The sequence below is a fragment of the Lacimicrobium alkaliphilum genome (assembly GCF_001466725.1).
Lineage (GTDB): Bacteria > Pseudomonadota > Gammaproteobacteria > Enterobacterales > Alteromonadaceae > Lacimicrobium > Lacimicrobium alkaliphilum_B.
Map to the genome: position 1 here is coordinate 502,002 of NZ_CP013650.1, position 19,936 is coordinate 521,937.

Consider the following 19,936-nt stretch of genomic DNA (forward strand, 5'->3'; position numbering starts at 1 on the left):
CAGAACTGGGTGCAGTTTTAAGGATAGGGTTAATGTGGTCAAAGGCTGAGAAAGGTATAAACAAATTACCGGGCGGTACTATTGTACTGTTCTTAGCCTTAGCAATGCTGCCAACAACGTTATTCGCTCAGGGCAAGCTTACCGATTTCTTCCAGGAAAGCTGGACCACCAGAGACGGTTTACCTCACAACACCATTAACAGTATTCAACAGACAGAAGATGGTTATTTGTGGTTTGCCACATGGGAAGGGGTAGCCCGTTTCAACGGCCGCAATATGAAGATTTTCGTGCGCGGCGAACAGACCGGTTTACCCGATACCGGAACTTTCAGTCTGGGTAAAGATTGCCAGGGCAACCTGTTGGTGAGCAGCGCCCGGGGAGGACTGAGCCAGGTGCGCCCTGAAAACTGGCGGGTTTTGCAGGAATCCAGCTCGATGATTCGCGCGTTGCACTGTGATAGCGCCGGTAATCTCTGGCTTGGCACAGACAGTACCGGAGTGGTGCGACAGCATTCTGATGGAAGCCGGACTACATTCGCTTCGTCCAGAGGGCTTACCAATGAAAGAGTCTATGCCCTGGTAAGTGACGGCAACGGTGCATTATGGGTGGGTACGGCCAGCGGATTGTTCAGGATTTCAGGTGAACAGGCGCAGGCCATTGAGGACGATGGTCGTTTTAGTGGTTTGCCGCAAGGCCCTGTGTTTTCTCTCAAGGTAGACAGTCAGGATCGGTTGTTGATCGGCACAGAAAACGGCGTCCATCGTCTTGAAGATCATCAGTTTACCCCCCTTGACGCCAGGCTTTCCGGTGTAGCGGTTCTGGAGATGCTGGTGGAGGAAAACGATACAATCTGGATTGGTACCGTAGAGGATGGCCTGTTCAGAATTCAGGATGGCGAACTGGAGCATTTGTCCGCTGAGGAGGGGTTGCCCAACAACCGTATTACTTCTTTATTTATCGATCGTGAAGGCAGCCTCTGGCTGGGTACTAATGGTGGCCTGTTCAGGTTAAGAGATGCTCCCTTTTCGGCCCTGACTGAAGACAAGGGGCTCAGTGACAATTTTGTCCGTACTCTCTTGCAGGGCAAAGGGGGAGAAATTTATATCGGTACCAGTCGGGGCCTGAATGTTTTTCAGGATGAGAAGTTTCGCACTCTTGATGGGCCTATCGTCAGTAGCAGTGTGCTGAGTCTGGCTCAGGGCCTGGATGATGCCGTTTGGGTCGGTTCTTACACTCAGGGGCTGGCTCGTTGGCAGGATGGGCAGGTACAACAGGTATTCACCCGGGACAGCGGACTGTTCTCGAATGAAGTGCGAGCCATTCTTCCGGTTGATGATAAAACCCTGTGGGTAGGCACAGTCAATGGTCTGAACATTATTGAAGGCCAGGATGTGACGGCCTTACCTCAACAGCAGGATCTACCCAGCCCTTTTATCTCATCATTATTGCATGCCCCCGATGGCCGTATCTGGATAGGTACCGCCAAAGGACTGGCCTTTTGGAAAGATGAGAAGTTGCAGGTAATGGATTTACAGCCCTTCGAGCAGGCTGAGTTTATTTTCGGTTTATATCAGCAGCCGGACAACCAGGCTTTGTGGGCCGCCAGTGACAGGGGGTTGTTGCGTTATGACTACGCTACTGAATCGCTTGGGTTGGTAGGCGTTGATGCCGGCATGCCATTTGATAAGTACTTTCAGATTCTGGCAGATGACCAGGGATTCTTCTGGGTCAGTAGTAACCGTGGCATCGTCAGAATTGATAGCCAACATGCTAAAGAAGTAGCCCTCGGACAGCGCAGCGAGCTTGAGCATGAATTATTTGGCGAGTCTGATGGTATGGTCAGTTCCCAGGCAAATGGTGGCTCAAATCCGGCGGCCATCAGAGCCAGTGATGGCAGTATCTGGATTGCCACGGCCAAAGGCGTGGCCAGGGTACAGCCACAACGCTTGTCCGAATTTTCGGCTATCGTGCCTCCTGCAGTGATTGAAAGCCTGGTCGCTGATGGTAAGTCCTATCTGCCAGCCAATGTTCCATTGCTGCCGGCAGGAACTAATCGTATAGAAATCCGTTATGCGGGCTTAGGTTACGTGATGCCAAGCAAGATTCAGTACCGTACCCTGTTGGAAGGGTTTGATAATGACTGGGTGTCCCGGAATACCCAGACCAGCAGTGAGTTTACCAATTTGCCCCCTGGCGACTACGAATTCAGAGTCATGGCGTCCTACCCGGATGGTGAATGGAGTGAGCAGGAATCCATTCGCTTTTCTATTGAGCCTTTTTTCTGGCAACGAACCGGTTTCTGGGTTTTGGTGGTGGTTACATTAATGCTTGCTCTTGGTGGGCTGATCCGGTGGAGGCTCAGCAGTTTGCGACGTGCAGCAGCGACCTTGCAGAATACAGTGGCCGAACAGACTGCTCAGTTGCGGCAAAAAGCCGAATCGTTGCAGCGGGCCGATAAAGAAAAATCAGATTTACTTGAAAAAATTCGTCAGCAGTCTGAAGCCTTTGAGCTCCAGGCCCGACAGGATTCACTGACGGGTCTTGGCAACAGGCGGGCCTTTGATGAGGCTATTGTTCGCGAGTTGTCCAGAACCAGACGTCATTCGAGTCCTTTATGTCTGATTTTGCTGGATTTGGATTATTTCAAGAAGGTGAATGATAAATTTTCTCACGCTATTGGTGACAAAATACTGATCATGGTTGCGCAATGTATTCGTGATAACAGTCGTGAAGTGGATTCCATCGCCCGTTGGGGCGGGGAGGAGTTTGCTTTATTGCTGCCCAATACCAGCCTGGAAGATGCATTGGCGCTGGCTGAGCGTTTGCGCCGGGCGATCAGTAAACTGGATTGCAGGGAGCTGGTCGGTGAACTGGAGCTTACCGGCAGCCTGGGGCTGGCACAAGCTAGAGAAGGAGAAGGTGCAGAAGATCTGCTGCATCGTGCCGACGATGCCCTTTACCGGGCCAAGGATGAAGGCCGCAACAGAGTTTGTGTGGCCTGTTCAGACAACCAATAATGAATCCGGATAGTCTGCGGCGCTATTTTTTCAGTCGCTGAGCGAACTTCTGCCGGAATTTAGCCAGTTTGGGCGCAACCACCATATTGCAATAGGTGTTCTGGGGATTATTGGTAAAATAGTCCTGATGATAATCTTCTGCCTGATAGTAATTGTTTACTTCTGTCACTTCAGTAACGATCTTACCTGGCCATATTTGTTGTTTATCCAGCTCGTCGATCAGAGCCTGGGCCTGCTCTTTCTGTTCATCGTTGTGGTAGAAGATGGCGCTGCGGTATTGCGGTCCGATATCATTGCCCTGACGGTTTAGCTGCGTTGGGTCATGCAGGGCAAAAAATATCTCCAGCAGCTCTTTGTAACTGATTTCATCGGCATCAAAGGTAATCCTGACAACTTCTGCATGACCTGTGTCGGCCTGACAAACCTGTTCATAGGATGGTTCTTTAACATGACCGCCAGCATAACCGGAATAAGCCGACTCAATGCCTTTGAGGCCATTGAAGGCCGACTCAAGACACCAGAAGCATCCACCTGCTAATGTTGCCTGTTGTAAATTCTTTGCCATGATGGCTTCCCCAAAAGGTTGTCAAAGTAAGGTAATGGGACTGATATTACCCATATTCAAGTCATCCAAAGTGAACTTTTATACGTATCAAGGCTTTTCGTGTCGACAGGCCAGAGATAATGAAGACGACCTTAATAGTGGGTTCCGGTGGTGGCATTGGCAAAGAAGTGGCCAGGCAGCTTAGTGACGATCATTACAAGAACAGTATTTTTGCAGTCAGCCGTCGCCACCAGCAGGAGCTGTCTGCTCCGGTCCGGCAGTTTCAGATAGCTGAGTATGACGATATCAATATCGCCCGCTATTGTCAGGGACTGGCAGAAACCGGAGTACACATCGACCAATTTATCTGTTGTGTGGGCCTGTTACACGATGGACAGTTACAACCGGAGAAAAAAATTGAGCAACTGGATGCCGCGCATCTGCAACAGTATTTTGCCGTTAACAGCATTATCCCTGCCTTGTGGTTAAAACACCTGCCTGTGCTCTTAGACAGGAAAAAGCCTGCACAAATAGTGTTTATCAGTGCCAGAGTCGGCAGTATCAGTGACAATCGTCTTGGCGGCTGGTATGGCTACAGAGCCTCCAAGGCGGCGCTGAATATGCTGGTAAAAACCGCTCAGGTAGAATACCGGCGCCGCTTCCCGGACACCGTATTGGTAAGTTATCACCCGGGTACGGTGGATACACCCTTATCCAAACCCTTTCAGGACAGAGTCCCCGAACACAAACTGTTCAGTCCACAACAGGCTGCAGGTTTTCTTCTTGAGCAGTTGCAACACCTTGACCCCGGGCACGCGCCTTACTATCTGGACTGGCAGGGCAAAACAATTCCCTGGTGATTAATAGTCGCATCAGTAGACGAATAAATCCGTTGAGGCACAAAGACTTTTTGTTACGCTGCTGTTAATATCCTTTCCGCTGACCAGCTCGTGTTGATCTCTGGTATTAGATAACATTCATACACCAAAGATGAACACGCTCTAAATAACAATTAATAAGAATCAGGGAGCTCGCGCACTAATGAAACGTGAACAATTCAGTTCCAGCCTTGGCTTTGTACTGGCTGCGGCCGGCTCGGCTGTTGGTATCGGCAATCTGGTGGCTTTTCCGGTAATGGCCAGCAAAAACGGTGGTGCCGCCTTTTTAATCATGTATGCCATCTTTGTGTTTTTTATCTGTTTACCGGTAATGTTGGCCGAGATGAGTCTGGGCCGGCATACCCGCCAGAGCCCCCTGGGTGCTTATACTGAGATTGGCCAGAATCCTGCCTGGCGGGCCGTTGGCTGGATGTCTGTGATTACGCCCTTTATGATCGGCGTATTCTATCTGGTCATCACAGTGTGGATATTCGGTTATCTGGCCAAGTCGGTGATGGGACAACTGGAGTTTCTGGCATCCCCGGGCAGTTTCGGTGAGTTTATCAACAGCAATGAACTTTTTGTGTATATGGCGGTGGTGATTGGCCTGACCTTTCTGATCCTTCAGGGAGGGGTCAAAAGAGGCATCGAAAAGGCGGCCCGCGTACTGATGCCGCTGCTGTTTCTGATGCTTATGGCGCTGGTGATTTATGTTCTGACTCTGGACAATGCCATGCTGGGGGTTGAATTTTTCCTGATTCCTGATTTCGACAAGCTCACCGGCAAGGTACTTAATGGTGCGTTGGCGCAGGCGTTTTTCTCCCTCTCTCTGGCGATGGGGATCCTGATAACTTATGGCTCCTATATCCAGAAGAGCAATAATATCATTCAGGCCGGAAAAATGGTGGCGGGCTTATCTCTATTGGTTGCTGCCGGTTCAGGTTTGCTGATCCTGCCTGCGGTGTTCTCTTTTAATCCTGACGTACAGCTCAGTGAGCTGTCTGAGTCCAGTATCAGCATGATCTTTACCTTTCTGCCGAAGATCTTCCTGGCGCTGCAGGCCAATATCGGTTATTTAGGTGCCTCCTTTGTTGCCAGCTTCTTCTTCCTGTTGGTATTTTTTGCAGCATTGACCTCTCTGGTGTCCATTATTGAAGTGCCCGTAGCCAGTCTGATGGATGGTAAAGGGATGCGTCGTCGTACAGCGTTGTTATCTCTGGGCAGCGCCATGATTGTGCTGGCAGTGATCTGTGCATTGTCATTTGGCCGGGTTGAGATATTTACAGAGTTGACCAGCTATGGTCTGGATGCTGAAGGCCAGCCACTGGTCAAATCCTTTTTTGACCTGGTTTACGATATTTTCTACGAGACTATTTTGCCATTAAACGGATTTTTGCTCTGTTTGTTTGTGATCTATCGCTGGAGGAAACACAATTTTGATGCAGAAATCAGCCAGGGCAATGACAGTTTTGCCGGGTCATTTTTGCAGAAATACGTGAATTTCTCCCTCGGTACCTTTATCCCGGTGATCCTGGCGGTGATCTTCGTGAACACGGTTTCGACCATATTTTTTGGTAAGAACCTGCTGTTCTGAATTTCCTGAAAAGCGCCGGGCCATCAGCTCAGTTCTACCGGCATTTGCATAGGGTCAGGATAGTTCAGACTGATGCCAAGCTGCCTCAGGGTTGCTCTGGCATCAATCTCTTTACCCGGCCCGCTGCTAACCTTATCCGTTGTGAAAACAGGCGGTGCTAACTCAGCCAACCCTGCGGCCTGGCAATAAAAGTCCTGCCGGGTTGGATGTTCAGTGGCGGACAGATGAAATACCTGACCCCAGTGATTTCCTTTAATGATTGCAATAATGGTCTTTAACACATCCTCAAGGTGCACCAGGTTGACCCTCTGATGGCCTTTATCCAGAGTGCGGCCCGCCAGAAATTTTACCGGATGCCGGTTCTGGCCGATCAGTCCTGCCAGGCGCAATATGCTGGCTTTGCCCGTTGCCAGAAGATATTGCTCTATTTCCATGTGAGCAAAACCTGAAGCCGTATTTGGTGTTGGTGCGGTCTGTTCATCCACCTTACCCTGACTGTTGCCGTAAACAGATGTGGTGCTGATAAAGAGGATCTGCTGGCAGCCTCGTCTCAGAAGCTGGTCCGTCAGCAGTTTGATTGAGTGCACAAAAGACACCGGCTCAATAGTTTTACGATTGGGGGGGATATTGAGAATACAGATATCTGCTCCGGCGATGGCGTCGGGAAGAGGATCGCCCAATTGAAATAACCAGGTTTCGATACCATCAGCGGATAATTTTTGCTGTTTGTGTTTGTGACGACAGGTGCCCAGCACCCGGTATCCCTGCTGCAAAAACTGAAACGCCAGCGGCTGTCCAAGCCAGCCGCAACCACAAATGCTGATACTGATCATAGTGTCACAGATTACCCTCGGTCTGATAAGAGATTAGCAATATACCATGGACAGGTCTGTGCTGATCATTACATCAGATTTCGATCGCCCTCAACTCTGACAATATCCAGTTCAGATAAGTCGGGAATCTGGTGGCTTATTTGCTGTTCCAGATCATCCAGCCTGGCCAGATCATAGCAAAGGCTGTCGGCTCTTTTTTCTATGATCTCCGCTTTGCTGGTGATGCGCTGTTCTAGATTCTCGCCGAAATTCTCCATGCGCTGCTCGAAGTTTTTCATATCGCCACCACTGGAAAGCATTTGCTTACCCATCGCCATCATCAGACTGCCCATAGAGCGAGCCACCATTTTTTTAACTTTCTGTTCGATTTCAGACTCAAACTGCGGTCCGAAAAACTTATCGTCTTTGAGTTGCACGGAGTTAAACCGAATACTGCCATCCTCAGCGTAGAGCTGTTGCGAGACTTTTTCTTTTAGCATGCTCATCTCCTCGCTGAACTCCAGCACCAGTTCATCGTCATATCCGAGTAACTCGCCAAACGCGCTGTTAATTCCTTCGCTGGCAAGCTCAACAGCATCCATGGCAATTCCTGCAACCTGCGGAGCCAGTTCGGATACCTGTTGATGATATTGGTTTAGCAGTTGCTGCTGTTGTGTGTTCAGCGACATAGTATTGCCGTTAAAGGTAGCCCCGGTTCCATCCAGTACCAGAGGTTGATTGTCCTGGGTCGACAGAGTCAGAATGCCTTTTTCAAGACTGAGATCGCCTTTAAGATTAACATTACAATCGGTCGCTATAGCGGATGAGCTGATAACAAGCAGTGAAGCGAGCAGTGTTTTCATCGGTATTCCTCAATTCATATTAAAAATTATTCTACAGTGTCGGATACAGCAACCCTTATGCCAAAAATCTAACCTGTTGTTTCTAAATGGGTTGTGCTCTTTGTCAGGACGGTGATAACAGAGCCTTTTGGTCAATATCACAATTTAGTGGGCGTTTGAGCCATACATCAAAGCTGCGCAAAAAATTGATCTGGTGCACTGATCAGTTAGCACTTTTACGGCATAATAGACTCATATTCATCGTTTGAGGCATATTTATGGGAAATTGGGTTGAAGCAATTTTATTTGGTCTGGCATTGTTGGCTTTTGTGCTCGGTGTCAGCAGCATTATCATGGCCATGACGTATAAACCGGCTGCCGCCGATGTACAGATGAAATCTAAAGTAGAATATGGCTTTTTCGGGGTGAGTGGGCTGGTATTAGGTTTGCTGTTTGTCTACGCCCTTTAGATGAGCTTCAGACTCAGTTTAAAAAGGCGCCATCGGCGCCTTTTTAAAACACTTTTATCGGGCATGGTGATAGGTATCTATGCCGAACAACTTGTACAACCAGCAAATACCGGTTGATGCGGTAGTCCAGAGCGCCAGGCCGACAACAACCAGAACAATACTGACTGCGGCAGGAAATATACCTTCCACTGCCACTGCCAGTAAAATGCATGACAGCACTGAGCGGATTAAGGTATCCCAGACACCCACATTGTCTTTATCTTGCATCATCTTATCTCCTCGTCATTTTGCCTGAGTATGTTCCGGTAAAGACCACGATGCTTTGACCAGGATCAATTTGCTCAATATCCCTGATTAAAAAGGGGTATAAGTTGTTCCAGATCAAAGTTGCGTCTTGTATGCCACTCTTAATAAAGTAGTAGTCAGTTTTGTCTGCACTTGCCAATAGCATTAACAACTTTATGGGAAAAGTATGAATTTTGACCAGATTGTCGATCGTAAGCCCACCTTCTCTTTCAAGTGGCAGAAGTATAAGGGCCAGGATGTTTTGCCTATGTGGGTGGCGGATACTGAGTTCAGATGTGCTCAGCCTATTCTCGATGCCCTGACTAAACGTATTGAACATGGGGTACTGGGCTATACTCTTCCTGCCCAATACGAACCGGCAAAACAGGCGGTGGCAGATTGGCTAAGCCGACGTTATGACTGGCAAATTGAGCTGGACTGGATAGTGTGGATGCCTGGCGTGGTACCAGGTTTTAATGTGGCCTGTAAGGCATGTTGTGAACCCGGTGATAAAGTGATGATCCAGGTGCCTAACTACCCGCCTTTGTTGGCGGCACCACAATTAAATCAACTGCAGCGAGCGGATATACCGACCCTAGAACAGGACGGACGCTGGATGCTGGACTTTGACGAGCTGGAAAAGCAGGCCGCCGATCCGGCAACTAAGCTGTTTGTATTGTGTAATCCAATGAATCCGGTCGGCACGGTGTTAACTGAGCAGGAGTTAGCCCGTGTTGCAGATATCTGTCAGCGTAATGGGGTCACGCTGTGCAGCGATGAAATTCACTGTGATCTGATTCTTGATGATCAGGCTTCGCACCTTCCTGCCGGCAAACTCGAAGCGCTGAAATCCAACAGCATTACCCTGATGGCGGCCAGTAAAACCTTTAATATTGCCGGGCTTGGTGCGGCCTTTGCGATTATCCCTGATGCCCGCTTGCGTCGTCAGTTCAATCAGGCGGCGATGGGTATTGTGCCCTGGGTCAATGTGCTTGGGTTGTATGCTACTGAAGCCGCCTTTACCCAATGTGATGACTGGTATGAGGCGCAGCTGGATTATTTGCGTGGCAACAGAGATTATCTGGTCGAGCAAATCAACCAAATTGAGGGGTTGCAGCTGATTTCTCCCCAGGCGACGTTTTTAGCCTGGATCGATGCCAGTGGCCTGGGGATGGATAATCCACAGCGATGGTTCGAAGACCGGGGAGTCGGTCCTTCACCCGGAGCAGATTTTGGTGATAAACAGTTTGTGCGGATAAATTTCGGCAGTCCCCGTGAATATTTACGCGAGGCCATTAACCGTATAAAGCGGTGTGACTGACGCTGATCCTGTTGATCAGAGCTTTATCATTAGGCATTTTTGCCGATAAAAAAGCTGGTGATGATCTGCAACTGTCCTGTGCGGGAGAATGAGAATATGATTAGAACGTTGTTTGGTGCATGTTTACTGGCTGTGGCAGCCGTGCCTGCACTTGCCCAGCAAAGCGAACTCAAAGCCGTACAGATCTATTCTCAGGATGAGTTAATCGCCATGATTAATGAAAATACCCATCTCGATCGGGTGGTGATGGATGATTGCCAGCTAGTGCAGGATATCGAAGCGCGGGCGACAACGCTGAAACTGCCTGCTTATCAGTTTCTGTGGGGAGATATGCTGGCCTGGGGAGTGTGTCTTAAAGCCGACCCGGAACGGGGGATACACTATATGCATGAGGCTGCCGAGCAAGGCCTGCCTGCCGCAATGGAACAATTAGGCCGCTACTATGCCGTGGGCCGGTTGGTGCAGCAGGATATCGACAGGGCTATCGTTTTCTTAAGAGAAGCCGGTAGTCTGGGTAATCTCAAAGCGCAGTTACGGTTGGCTGAATTGTTTATCGAGGGCCATGGCAGCCCCTATGACTATGAAGATACCTACCACTGGCTATATAACGCGATTACTGACGACAAAGCCGTGCACCAGCAAATTGCCCGTTGTCTGCAGGAACTTGAAAAGCTGATGCATCCCAAGGTGGTGCGCAAGGCCCGTCGTCCGCTTAATTCCTGAGTTCGTCAGGTTGTGGAAATTGTGCAATCATTCGGGCCCTGAATTCGTTATACTGTGCGTTAAATATTCAGAAAATAACGGAAACTAGCATTGCCAACGCAACACGATGACCCCTATTACCAGCGCGAAAAAGAAAAATACGACAATCCGGTAGCCAGCCGGGAATATCTCCTTAAGCTCCTGACCGATGAAAACAAGCCCCTTTCCATGCTGGAAATTTGTGAGTTGGTGGGTGCCGAAGATGAAGAGAGCCGTATTGGTATTCAGCGCCGCTTAAGGGCCATGGAGCGGGAAGGGCAGATTCTGTTTAACCGTAACAAGAAATACGGCCTGGCAGATAAGATGGACCTGATCCGAGGCAGGGTCATAGGCCACCGTGACGGCTTTGGCTTCCTCAAACGTGAGGATGGTAAACCGGACCTGTTTATTCACAATGCGCAGATGCGGACCTTACTGCATGGTGACATCGTGTTGGTTCGTGAGAGCAATCAGAATTACAAAGGTAAAACCGAAGCCCGTATTGTCAGAGTCGTTGAACCCCGCACGGAACCCGTAGTCGGGCGTTATTTTGTCGAGCATGGTTTCGGTGTGGTCGTGCCTGATGACAGCCGTATCTGCCAGGATATTGTTATCCCTCCTGAGCAAACCGAAGGTGCCCGTCAGGGACATGTAGTGGTGGTCGAGATTGTGCAGCGCCCGAACAAAAGGGTAAATGCCACCGGTAAGATCATCGAAGTACTGGGCGAACATATGGCGCCGGGCATGGAAATCGAAATGGCCATGCGCACCTATGATATTCCCCATGACTGGCCTAAAGCTGTTACTGAACAAATTAAGGGGTTAACCGAACAGGTACCGGAGCAGGCCAAGCAGGGGCGGGTGGATTTGCGTCAGTTACCTCTGGTGACTATAGATGGTGAAGATGCCCGTGACTTCGACGATGCCGTGTATTGTGAGCCACTGGATGAAGGTGGCTGGACACTTTGGGTCGCCATTGCCGATGTCAGTTATTATGTAAGGCCTGGTTCTGCGCTGGATAAGGAAGCCATTGAGCGGGGTAACTCGGTGTACTTCCCAGAACAGGTGGTGCCCATGCTGCCTGAAGTGCTGTCTAACGGGCTGTGTTCACTCAATCCCGAAGTGGATCGGCTGTGTATGGTATGCGAGATGCGCATCGACAAAACCGGCCACCTGAAGAGTTACCAGTTTTATGAAGCGGTAATGAACTCTCATGCCAGGCTGACCTACAATAAAGTGTGGGATATTCTGCAGGGCGATAAGGAGTTGTATCAGCGCTATGAGCCGCTGGTGCCCCATCTTCGTAGTTTGCATGATCTGTTCCGGGTACTCAAAAAGGCCAGAGCCAAGCGTGGCGCTATTGAGTTTGAAACCCAGGAAAATAAATTTATCTTCAATGCACAGCGTAAAATCGATCATGTGGTGGCGGTTGAGCGTAATGACGCTCACAAGATGATTGAAGAGTGCATGATCCTGGCCAATGTCAGTGCCGCCATGATCCTGCAAAAATATGAAGCCGAAGCTTTGTACCGTGTGCATGACAAGCCCGATGCCGATCGCCTGATGAGCTTTTTAGGCTATCTGGCCGAAGTGGGGATTCCCCATGGTATCGGTAACGATCCGGTGCCGGCCGATTTTTCCAACGTTGTTAATAAGGTCGCTGGAAGGCCGGATCAGGAACTGATTCAGACCATGTTACTGCGCTCCATGAAGCAGGCTATTTATGACCGCGAGAATATCGGCCATTTCGGTCTGGCTCTGGAAGCCTATGCCCACTTTACCTCACCCATACGCCGCTATCCTGATCTGGTTGTACACCGTGCCATCAAAGGGGTACTGGACAAGCAGAGTAAACGTAAGAGCAGCAGTGGTGGTAAGGCCTATTCCAGCGAGGAAGTGCAGCAACTGGGTGAACAGTGCTCAATGACCGAGCGTCGCGCCGATGATGCTACCCGTGATGTGGCCGACTGGCTCAAATGTGAGTTTATGCAGGACCATGTGGGCGCCAGCTTTGACGGCGTGATTGCCTCAGTCACCAGTTTTGGCTTCTTTGTACGTCTGAGTGAGTTCCATATCGATGGTCTGGTGCATATTACTGCGCTGGAAAATGACTACTATCACTTTGATGCGGTTAAGCAGCACCTGATTGGTGAGAACTTTGGCACCGTTTACCGGCTCGGGGATCAGGTGCGGGTCAAAGTGGCCGGCGTTAATCTGGATGATCGTAAAATCGATTTTGTGCTGGATCAGCCCCAGGGAAAAGGTAAAGGCGGTCGCAAAGTGGCGGTGAAAAAAGCAAAAGGCAAACGTGCCGCTGCACAAAAGCCTGTATCAGATAAAGCAGCCAAGCCTAAAGGGCAAGGCACAAAGCGTAAGCCGGCCAAAGGCAGGAAGTAACAAATGGCACAAACTCAATGGCTGTATGGCATACATGCCTTAGAAGCGTTGCTTGAACGGGAGCCTGAACGACTGCTCGAGCTGTTTGTGCTTAAGGGCCGGGACGATCAGCGCCTGATTGATATTGTGAATCAGGCCAGACGCTTTGGTGTGTCGGTACAGTTTTGTCAGCGCCGCACCCTGGATGATAAAGTCGAAGGCGCTCAGCATCAGGGTGTTGTGGCCAGGGCCAAACCGGCCAGGGTACTGGATGAAAGCGATCTGGATGCCATTGTTGCCGCCAATAACGCCCCTTTCCTGCTGATTCTGGACGGCGTGACCGATCCTCATAATCTGGGTGCCTGTATTCGCAGCGCTGATGGTGCAGGGGTGCATGCGGTGGTCGTGCCAAAAGATAAATCAGCGGGTTTAACGCCCACTGTCAGCAAAGTGGCCTGTGGCGCGGCAGAAGTGGTGCCTTTTATTCAGGTAACCAATCTTGCCAGAACCCTCAAGGAGTTGCAGCAGGCCGGAGTCTGGGTGGTGGGCACAGCAGGCGAAGCCGAGCAAACTCTGTATCAGGCCAGATTAACCGGCCCGATGGCGCTGGTGATGGGGGCTGAGGGCAAAGGCATGCGCCGCCTGACCCGCGAGCATTGTGATGAGTTAATTAAACTGCCCATGGCAGGCTCAGTGTCCAGCCTGAATGTATCTGTGGCAACAGGCATCTGTTTGTTTGAAGTGGTCAGACAGCGGCAGATGACATCTTCCTGATCCTAAGGTTGCCGGTCAGGCAGCCTCCTTTCTTGCCTGCAAAATTCTATATATCATCATAACGATTCCAGTGAGACTGTGAATAATCGTCTTCAAACTGTAGCAATATTGAGTCCAACGTAAAGGAATGTAAGCATTGGTAAAGAATGTAAATCGTTGATAACTCAGCAACTTAGCGGTGATAAATTGTGGTTCTAAACAACATTAAGGAACCGCTATGAATTTTCGTATTTTGTCTTTACCACTGTTAGTTTGCTGCGCTCTGCTGCTCCCCGCCTGTGGCGGATCAAGTGGCAGCGACAGTGACAACAGCTACCCTGAGGCCTATGTACAACTCTACAACGGGTCCCCAAACAGTGCCTCGACCTCGCTGTATATTGATGATGCTGCTTTGGGCAAAGCCAGTTATGGCAACGCAACGGGGCTCTATGCCCGGGATGAAGAAAAGACGACTCTCAGCCTCAGGCGCACTGACGCCAGCGATAAGGTAGTCGAGATCATGAGTCAGGACATTAATCTCAGTGACGGGCATAAATCTTTGTATCTGATGCTGGGCGACTACAAAGATCCTGAGCTGATAGAGCATAAATTCGAGCGCGCAGAACTGGACGATCATTTTACCCTGCACGCTATTTCTGCGGTGGCTGATAAAGAATATGATCTCTACGTTGCCGAAGCCGGGGCGTCCCTGACGGATGCACATTTAATGGGATCGCTGATATTCGGGGAACTCTTCCAGGCAGAGTACTGGGACGGTGACTCAGACAGCGCAAACTGGAATCTGGACGATTACGTAGTCTATCTCACTGAGCCGGGTAAAACTGAAGTGGTGTATGAAAGCGGCACTATGGCTTTCAACTTCGAGACCGAATATGTCATGGTGATCCGATCTTCGACCGGGGCGTCACAAAACAATCTTATCGTCGACTTGATCATTAACACTGCCCGCGTGCCTTCCTATAAAGATATTCGGGCCGGTGCCCAGTACCGTTTCTATAACAGTCTGGACGCTGGCATTGGCCTGACAGCGACGTTGAAGGGCAACGACATAGACCGAAGCGCTGATGTGGCAGCCCGAGAGTTGAGCGCTTTTAGTAGCGTCAAATATGGGGACTATCAGATATCTGCCAGTTCAGAGAATGCCCAGTGGGCTTTCAATAATCGTCTGTTGACCCTCAACCAGGGAGAGAGCAAAACCGTGGTTCTGTACAGCAATGCACAGGAGCAGCTCAGCTCGCTGGCTTTTGAAGACAGCGATTTGCCGCAAGTCTATGAACATGAGTTAAATATGGTTAATTTGGTGAAGGACTTCAGCAATATTGATATCTATTTTGTCAGGCAGGATGAGACAGTAGAGACCGCAGAGCACAAGCTGTTGAATCTGGGGTTTGCGGAATCTGATGATATCAGCCTGCCCAGCGATTACTATGAAATCATCGCTTTGTATGATGATAACAGTGGTAATCAGACACTTCTGTATCGCACTCAGTCTCTGGCAATTGATGAAGAAGTAAATTATGTGGTGTCAGTGGAGCCGGACAGCAGTTCCGCAAGTGGTTACCGGATCGCTCTGCTGCATTGAAGATATAGAATAAAGAGCGATGGAAAAGGCATTATCAGAGCGCATAACAACTGCTGCAATGAACGGCCAGGCATAGAAGATCTGGCCCGGACTCCGGCTGAATACGGGATGCGTCCGAGTGCAGTTCCGGGTAAAAAGCGCTCCCGGCGTTTTTTTACTCCGGACTATCCCTGTCCTCCGTCCTTCGGGCCGTCGTCGCGGGCTCCGACGTTAACCAGGTATTGCCGGAAGCAATACAGAACAGCTTTAGCTGGCCTGCGCAGCAGGCGATTTACAGGGATGTAATGAGTAAAAACGCTCCCGGCGCTTTTTTACTCCGGACTATCCCTGTCCTCCGCCCTTTGGGCCGTCGTCGCGGGCTCCGACGTTAACCAGGTATTGCCGGGAGCAATACAGAACAGCTTTAGCTGGCCTGCGCAGCAGGCGATTTACAGGGATGTAATGAGTAAAAACGCTCCCGGCGTTTTTTTACTCCGGACTATCCCTGTCCTCCGCCCTTTGGGCCGTCGTCGCGGGCTCCGACGTTAAAAAACGCTCCCGGCGTTTTTTTACACATTCGGGTATCACATCCCATTGTTTTCTGTTATAGTTTCGCGCCCTTTTTATGGGGGTATGACTATTAAAGCAGCTAATGGCCTGAAAATGGCCTTAACAACAGCGGAGCACTAGCATGATCCAAATGCAAACTAACCTGGATGTGGCCGATAATTCCGGCGCTCGCAGGGTTCAGTGTATTAAGGTTCTTGGTGGCTCGCATCGCCGTTATGCACATATCGGTGACATCATCAAAGTTACCGTCAAGGAAGCAATTCCTCGCGGTAAAGTTAAAAAAGGTGACGTACTGAATGCAGTGGTGGTGCGTACTAGAAAAGGCGTTCGTCGTCCTGACGGTTCTCTGATCCGTTTTGATAACAACGCAGCCGTGTTGCTTAACACCAATAAGCAACCCATTGGTACGCGTATCTTTGGCCCGGTTACCCGTGAGCTTCGTGGAGATCAATTCATGAAGATCATCTCACTGGCCCCAGAGGTATTATAAGGAGTCACGATAATGGCAAGAAAAATTCGTCGTGATGATGAAGTTGTCGTATTAGCCGGTAAAGACAAAGGCAAAACAGGCAAAGTCCTGAAAGTACTGACTGAGTCTGACCGACTGATAATAGAAGGTGTGAATTTGATGAAGAAGCACCAGAAGCCTAACCCACAGTTAGGTGTTACTGGTGGTATCGTAGAGAAAGAAGCATCAATTCATGTATCTAATGTTGCGATTGTGAACCCGCAAACGGGTAAAGCAGATCGCGTCGGTTTCCGTTTTGAAGATGAGAAGAAAGTACGTTTCTTCAAGTCTAACGGCGAACTGGTTTAATAATTGGAGATTACGATGGCGAAACTGCATGATTTCTATAGAGAAACAGTAGTGGCAGAACTTGCGAAGCAGTTCGGCTACAAAAGCGTCATGCAAGTCCCTCGGATTGAGAAAATCACCCTGAACATGGGTCTGGGTGAAGCGGTAGCGGACAAAAAGGTGTTGGAAAACGCCACTTCTGATATGCAGGCAATTGCCGGTCAGAAGCCTGTTGTCACCGTTGCACGCAAATCTGTTGCGGGTTTTAAAATCCGTGAAGGATATCCGATTGGCTGTAAAGTAACCCTACGTGGCGAGCGTATGTGGGAATTTCTTGAGCGTTTGATTTCAATCGCTATCCCGCGTATCCGTGACTTCCGTGGCCTGAATGCTAAGTCATTCGACGGTCATGGTAACTATAGCATGGGTGTTCGCGAGCAAATCATCTTCCCTGAGATCGACTTTGATAAAGTCGACAAAGTACGTGGTATGGATATTACTATCACCACCACTGCCGGGACAGATGAAGAAGGTCGCGCTCTGCTGGCTGCTTTCAACTTCCCATTCAAGAAATAAGGTGTAGGGTTATGGCAAAACAATCAATGAAAGCACGTGAAGTAAAGCGTGCCAAGCTGGTAGCCAAGTACGCCGAAAAGCGTGCTGAGCTAAAAGCCATTATCAGCAGTGTTAATTCTTCTGATGAAGAACGTTGGGACGCGGTTCTCAAGCTGCAACAACTACCTCGTGACTCTTCCCGTGCCCGTCAGCATAACCGCTGTCGTATCACTGGTCGTCCACATGGTTTCCTGCGTAAGTTCGGCCTCAGCCGGATCAAGTTACGTGAAGCGGCCATGCGTGGTGAAGTCCCTGGTCTGAAAAAAGCCAGCTGGTAAGGAGTAGCTTAAGATGAGTATGCAAGATCCAATCGCGGATATGTTTACCCGCATTCGTAACGGTCAACTGGCGAACAAAGTTTCCGTTGCTATGCCTTCTTCCAAGCTGCGCGTTGCAATTGCAAAAGTGCTGAAAGAAGAAGGTTACATCACTGACTACCAGGCCTCTGGCGATGTTAAGCCTGTTTTGGAAGTTACGCTTAAGTACTTCGAAGGCAAAAAGGTGATCGAAACTATCGAGCGAGTCAGCCGCCCCGGTTTGCGCATCTATAAGAAAAAAGATGAGCTGCCGAAAGTTATGGGTGGTCTGGGTGTCGCAATCGTTTCCACATCCAAGGGCGTGATGACCGACCGTGCTGCGCGTAAAGCCGGCATGGGTGGTGAAGTCATCGGCTATGTAGCGTAACGGAGGAGTAATCGATGTCACGTGTAGCAAAAGCCCCGGTTGATATCCTGTCTGGTGTTGAAGTTAACATCAACGGACAGCAAGTCAGCCTTAAAGGTAAAAACGGAACGTTAAATTTTGTGTTTAACGACGGCGTTGAAGTAGTAAAAGAAGAGAATCAACTGAAAACTCTTCCCCGCGAAGGCGTAGCCGATGGCTGGGCTCAGGCAGGTACTGCTCGCTCTGTTCTGAACAGCATGATGCTTGGCGTTACCACAGGTTTCGAGAAAAAACTGGAGCTTAATGGTGTGGGTTACCGTGCTCAGGCACAGGGTAACAAACTCAATTTGACTCTGGGTTTCTCTCATCCTGTTTCCTACGAGATGCCTCAGGGTATCAGCGTAGAAACTCCTAGTCAGACTGAAGTTGTCGTCAAAGGCGCCGACAAGCAGCTGGTGGGTCAGGTCGCAGCTAACATTCGTGGATACCGTCCACCAGAGCCATACAAAGGCAAAGGTGTCCGTTATGCCGATGAAGTTGTACGTCGTAAAGAAGCTAAGAAAAAGTAGGTGGGTGATACGATGGATAAGAAAACATCTCGTTTGCGTCGCGCTACCCGCGCCCGCAAAAAGATTAGTGAACTGGCAGTGCATCGCCTGGTAGTTCACCGCACTCCCCGTCATATCTATGCACAACTGATCGCCCCTAGCGGCGCAGAAGTGCTGGCGACGGCATCTACTGTTGAAGCTGATCTGCGTAAAGACCTGAAATCCACAGGTAATGCAGATGCGGCAACCACAGTAGGCAAAGTGATTGCTGAGCGTGCGATTGAAAAAGGCATTAAAGAAGTGGCTTTTGATCGCAGTGGTTTCAAGTATCACGGTCGAGTGAAGGCATTGGCTGATGCTGCTCGCGAAGCAGGTCTTCAGTTCTAGGAGTTAATTATGGCTAAAGTAGAAGTTCAAAACGGTGAACTGTTAGAAAAGCTGATTGCCGTAAACCGTGTATCCAAAGTGGTTAAAGGTGGTCGTATCTTTAGCTTCACTGCATTGACTGTAGTGGGTGACGGTAACGGTCGCGTCGGTTTTGGTTACGGTAAAGCGCGCGAAGTACCCGCTGCCATTCAAAAGGCAATGGAAAAAGCACGTCGTAACCTGGTTACCGTGGATCTGAACGGGACAACCCTTCAGCATCCGATCAAGGGGCGTCATTCCGGCTCTAAGGTATACATGCAGCCTGCATCTGAAGGTACTGGTATTATTGCCGGTGGTGCGATGCGTGCAGTCCTTGAAGTTGCTGGTGTACAAGACGTACTTTCAAAATGCTACGGATCTACCAATCCTATTAACGTAGTGCGTGCAACGATTAATGCCCTGGTTGAGATGAAATCTCCGGAGCAGGTTGCTGCCAAGCGTGGGTTGGCCGTAGAACAGATTTTGGGGTAATGGACAATGGCTAAGACTATCAAAGTTAAACAAACCAAAAGTGCAATCGGCCGTCTGCCAAAGCACAGGGCTACACTGACTGGTTTGGGATTAGGTCGCATTGGTCGTGTCCGTGAGTTGGAAGACACTCCTGCTGTTCGCGGCATGATCAATAAAGTCAACTATATGGTTGAAATAGTGGAGGAGTAATCCATGCATTTGAATACACTTGCTCCTGCACCGGGAGCTAAAAAATCTTCCAAGCGGGTAGGCCGTGGTATCGGTTCCGGTCTGGGTAAGACTGGTGGCCGTGGTCACAAGGGTCAAACCTCTCGTTCCGGCGGTAAGATTCGTCCGGGCTTCGAGGGTGGTCAGATGCCTATCCAGCGCCGTTTGCCTAAGTTTGGTTTCACGTCACGCAAGTCTCTGGTTACTGACCAGGTCACGCTGACTGAAATCGCTAAGGTTGAAGGCGAGGTGGTATCACTGGAAACACTGAAAGCGGCAAATCTGATTAAAAAAGAAGTGCTGTTTGTAAAAGTAATGAAAAGTGGTGACCTCTCTCGTGCGGTGACTGTAAATGGCTTGAAGGTAACTAAAGGCGCTCGTGAAGCTATTGAAGCTGCCGGCGGTAAAGTAGAGGAATAAGCTAA

The 19,936-nt window shown here is 49.6% G+C and carries 23 protein-coding genes; 19 read left to right on the top strand and 4 right to left on the bottom strand.

Going from position 1 to position 19,936, the window contains the following annotated elements; translation table 11 throughout:
• The first annotated feature begins 32 nt into the window (after positions 1-32).
• Positions 33-3,017 carry a two-component regulator propeller domain-containing protein gene (locus AT746_RS02390; protein WP_062475930.1) on the top strand — a complete coding sequence of 995 codons (2,985 nt, stop codon included), beginning with the start codon at positions 33-35 and terminating at the stop codon, positions 3,015-3,017.
• A gap of 22 nt (positions 3,018-3,039) precedes the next feature.
• Here the strand turns inward: AT746_RS02390 and msrA are convergent, their stop codons facing one another.
• Positions 3,040-3,582, bottom strand: coding sequence for a peptide-methionine (S)-S-oxide reductase MsrA (gene msrA, locus AT746_RS02395; protein WP_062475933.1), 543 nt, complete (start codon positions 3,580-3,582; stop codon positions 3,040-3,042).
• Between the two features lie 119 nt (positions 3,583-3,701).
• Here msrA and AT746_RS02400 point away from each other — a divergent pair, with 119 nt between their 5' ends.
• A complete protein-coding gene (locus tag AT746_RS02400; protein WP_062475936.1) occupies positions 3,702-4,421 on the top strand; it encodes an SDR family NAD(P)-dependent oxidoreductase in 720 nt (239 codons plus the stop codon).
• Between the two features lie 181 nt (positions 4,422-4,602).
• The gene (locus AT746_RS02405; RefSeq protein ID WP_062475939.1) at positions 4,603-6,033 is read left to right on the top strand and encodes a sodium-dependent transporter; all 1,431 of its coding nucleotides are present in this window, start codon (positions 4,603-4,605) and stop codon (positions 6,031-6,033) included.
• A gap of 23 nt (positions 6,034-6,056) precedes the next feature.
• On the opposite strand, the gene AT746_RS02410 is transcribed toward AT746_RS02405, so the two are convergent.
• Together AT746_RS02410 and AT746_RS02415 are read right to left on the bottom strand one after the other, a co-directional pair.
• Positions 6,057-6,866, bottom strand: a complete 810-nt coding sequence (locus AT746_RS02410; protein ID WP_062475942.1) for an SDR family oxidoreductase — start codon at positions 6,864-6,866, stop codon at positions 6,057-6,059.
• A gap of 68 nt (positions 6,867-6,934) precedes the next feature.
• Positions 6,935-7,708 (bottom strand): DUF2884 family protein, encoded by a 774-nt coding sequence (locus AT746_RS02415; RefSeq protein ID WP_062475945.1) that lies wholly within the window; start codon positions 7,706-7,708, stop codon positions 6,935-6,937.
• Between the two features lie 257 nt (positions 7,709-7,965).
• Here AT746_RS02415 and AT746_RS02420 point away from each other — a divergent pair, with 257 nt between their 5' ends.
• The gene (locus tag AT746_RS02420) at positions 7,966-8,157 is read left to right on the top strand and encodes a hypothetical protein (RefSeq protein WP_062475948.1); all 192 of its coding nucleotides are present in this window, start codon (positions 7,966-7,968) and stop codon (positions 8,155-8,157) included.
• 54 nt (positions 8,158-8,211) lie between these two features.
• Here AT746_RS02420 and AT746_RS02425 read toward each other — a convergent pair whose 3' ends face one another.
• Positions 8,212-8,427 (bottom strand): YgaP family membrane protein, encoded by a 216-nt coding sequence (locus tag AT746_RS02425; protein WP_231730993.1) that lies wholly within the window; start codon positions 8,425-8,427, stop codon positions 8,212-8,214.
• 202 nt (positions 8,428-8,629) lie between these two features.
• Here AT746_RS02425 and AT746_RS02435 point away from each other — a divergent pair, with 202 nt between their 5' ends.
• The 15 genes from AT746_RS02435 (at position 8,630) to rplO (ending at position 19,931) form a co-directional block, all read left to right on the top strand.
• Positions 8,630-9,763, top strand: coding sequence for a MalY/PatB family protein (locus tag AT746_RS02435; protein WP_062475954.1), 1,134 nt, complete (start codon positions 8,630-8,632; stop codon positions 9,761-9,763).
• A 96-nt stretch (positions 9,764-9,859) separates the two neighbouring features.
• Positions 9,860-10,486, top strand: a complete 627-nt coding sequence (locus tag AT746_RS02440) for a tetratricopeptide repeat protein (protein WP_082633374.1) — start codon at positions 9,860-9,862, stop codon at positions 10,484-10,486.
• Positions 10,487-10,576: 90 nt separating this feature from the next.
• Positions 10,577-12,901, top strand: coding sequence for a ribonuclease R (gene rnr, locus AT746_RS02445; RefSeq protein WP_062475957.1), 2,325 nt, complete (start codon positions 10,577-10,579; stop codon positions 12,899-12,901).
• Positions 12,902-12,904: 3 nt separating this feature from the next.
• A complete protein-coding gene (rlmB, locus tag AT746_RS02450) occupies positions 12,905-13,654 on the top strand; it encodes a 23S rRNA (guanosine(2251)-2'-O)-methyltransferase RlmB (RefSeq protein WP_062475960.1) in 750 nt (249 codons plus the stop codon).
• Positions 13,655-13,871: 217 nt separating this feature from the next.
• A complete protein-coding gene (locus tag AT746_RS02455) occupies positions 13,872-15,236 on the top strand; it encodes a DUF4397 domain-containing protein (protein ID WP_062475963.1) in 1,365 nt (454 codons plus the stop codon).
• A gap of 670 nt (positions 15,237-15,906) precedes the next feature.
• Positions 15,907-16,275 (top strand): 50S ribosomal protein L14, encoded by a 369-nt coding sequence (gene rplN / locus AT746_RS02460; protein ID WP_062475966.1) that lies wholly within the window; start codon positions 15,907-15,909, stop codon positions 16,273-16,275.
• A 12-nt stretch (positions 16,276-16,287) separates the two neighbouring features.
• Entirely contained in the window at positions 16,288-16,602 is a 315-nt protein-coding gene (gene rplX / locus AT746_RS02465; protein WP_062475970.1) for a 50S ribosomal protein L24, read from the top strand.
• 15 nt (positions 16,603-16,617) lie between these two features.
• On the top strand, positions 16,618-17,157 hold the full coding sequence (gene rplE / locus AT746_RS02470) for a 50S ribosomal protein L5 (RefSeq protein WP_062475973.1): 540 nt from the start codon (positions 16,618-16,620) through the stop codon (positions 17,155-17,157).
• An 11-nt stretch (positions 17,158-17,168) separates the two neighbouring features.
• Positions 17,169-17,474, top strand: coding sequence for a 30S ribosomal protein S14 (rpsN, locus tag AT746_RS02475; protein WP_062475975.1), 306 nt, complete (start codon positions 17,169-17,171; stop codon positions 17,472-17,474).
• 13 nt (positions 17,475-17,487) lie between these two features.
• Positions 17,488-17,880 carry a 30S ribosomal protein S8 gene (gene rpsH / locus AT746_RS02480; protein ID WP_062475978.1) on the top strand — a complete coding sequence of 131 codons (393 nt, stop codon included), beginning with the start codon at positions 17,488-17,490 and terminating at the stop codon, positions 17,878-17,880.
• Between the two features lie 14 nt (positions 17,881-17,894).
• Entirely contained in the window at positions 17,895-18,428 is a 534-nt protein-coding gene (gene rplF / locus AT746_RS02485) for a 50S ribosomal protein L6 (protein WP_062475980.1), read from the top strand.
• 12 nt (positions 18,429-18,440) lie between these two features.
• A complete protein-coding gene (rplR, locus tag AT746_RS02490; RefSeq protein ID WP_062483890.1) occupies positions 18,441-18,794 on the top strand; it encodes a 50S ribosomal protein L18 in 354 nt (117 codons plus the stop codon).
• A gap of 9 nt (positions 18,795-18,803) precedes the next feature.
• A complete protein-coding gene (rpsE, locus tag AT746_RS02495) occupies positions 18,804-19,304 on the top strand; it encodes a 30S ribosomal protein S5 (protein WP_062475983.1) in 501 nt (166 codons plus the stop codon).
• 6 nt (positions 19,305-19,310) lie between these two features.
• The gene (gene rpmD, locus AT746_RS02500) at positions 19,311-19,493 is read left to right on the top strand and encodes a 50S ribosomal protein L30 (protein ID WP_062475986.1); all 183 of its coding nucleotides are present in this window, start codon (positions 19,311-19,313) and stop codon (positions 19,491-19,493) included.
• 3 nt (positions 19,494-19,496) lie between these two features.
• Positions 19,497-19,931, top strand: a complete 435-nt coding sequence (gene rplO / locus AT746_RS02505) for a 50S ribosomal protein L15 (RefSeq protein WP_062475988.1) — start codon at positions 19,497-19,499, stop codon at positions 19,929-19,931.
• Positions 19,932-19,936 lie beyond the last annotated feature (5 nt).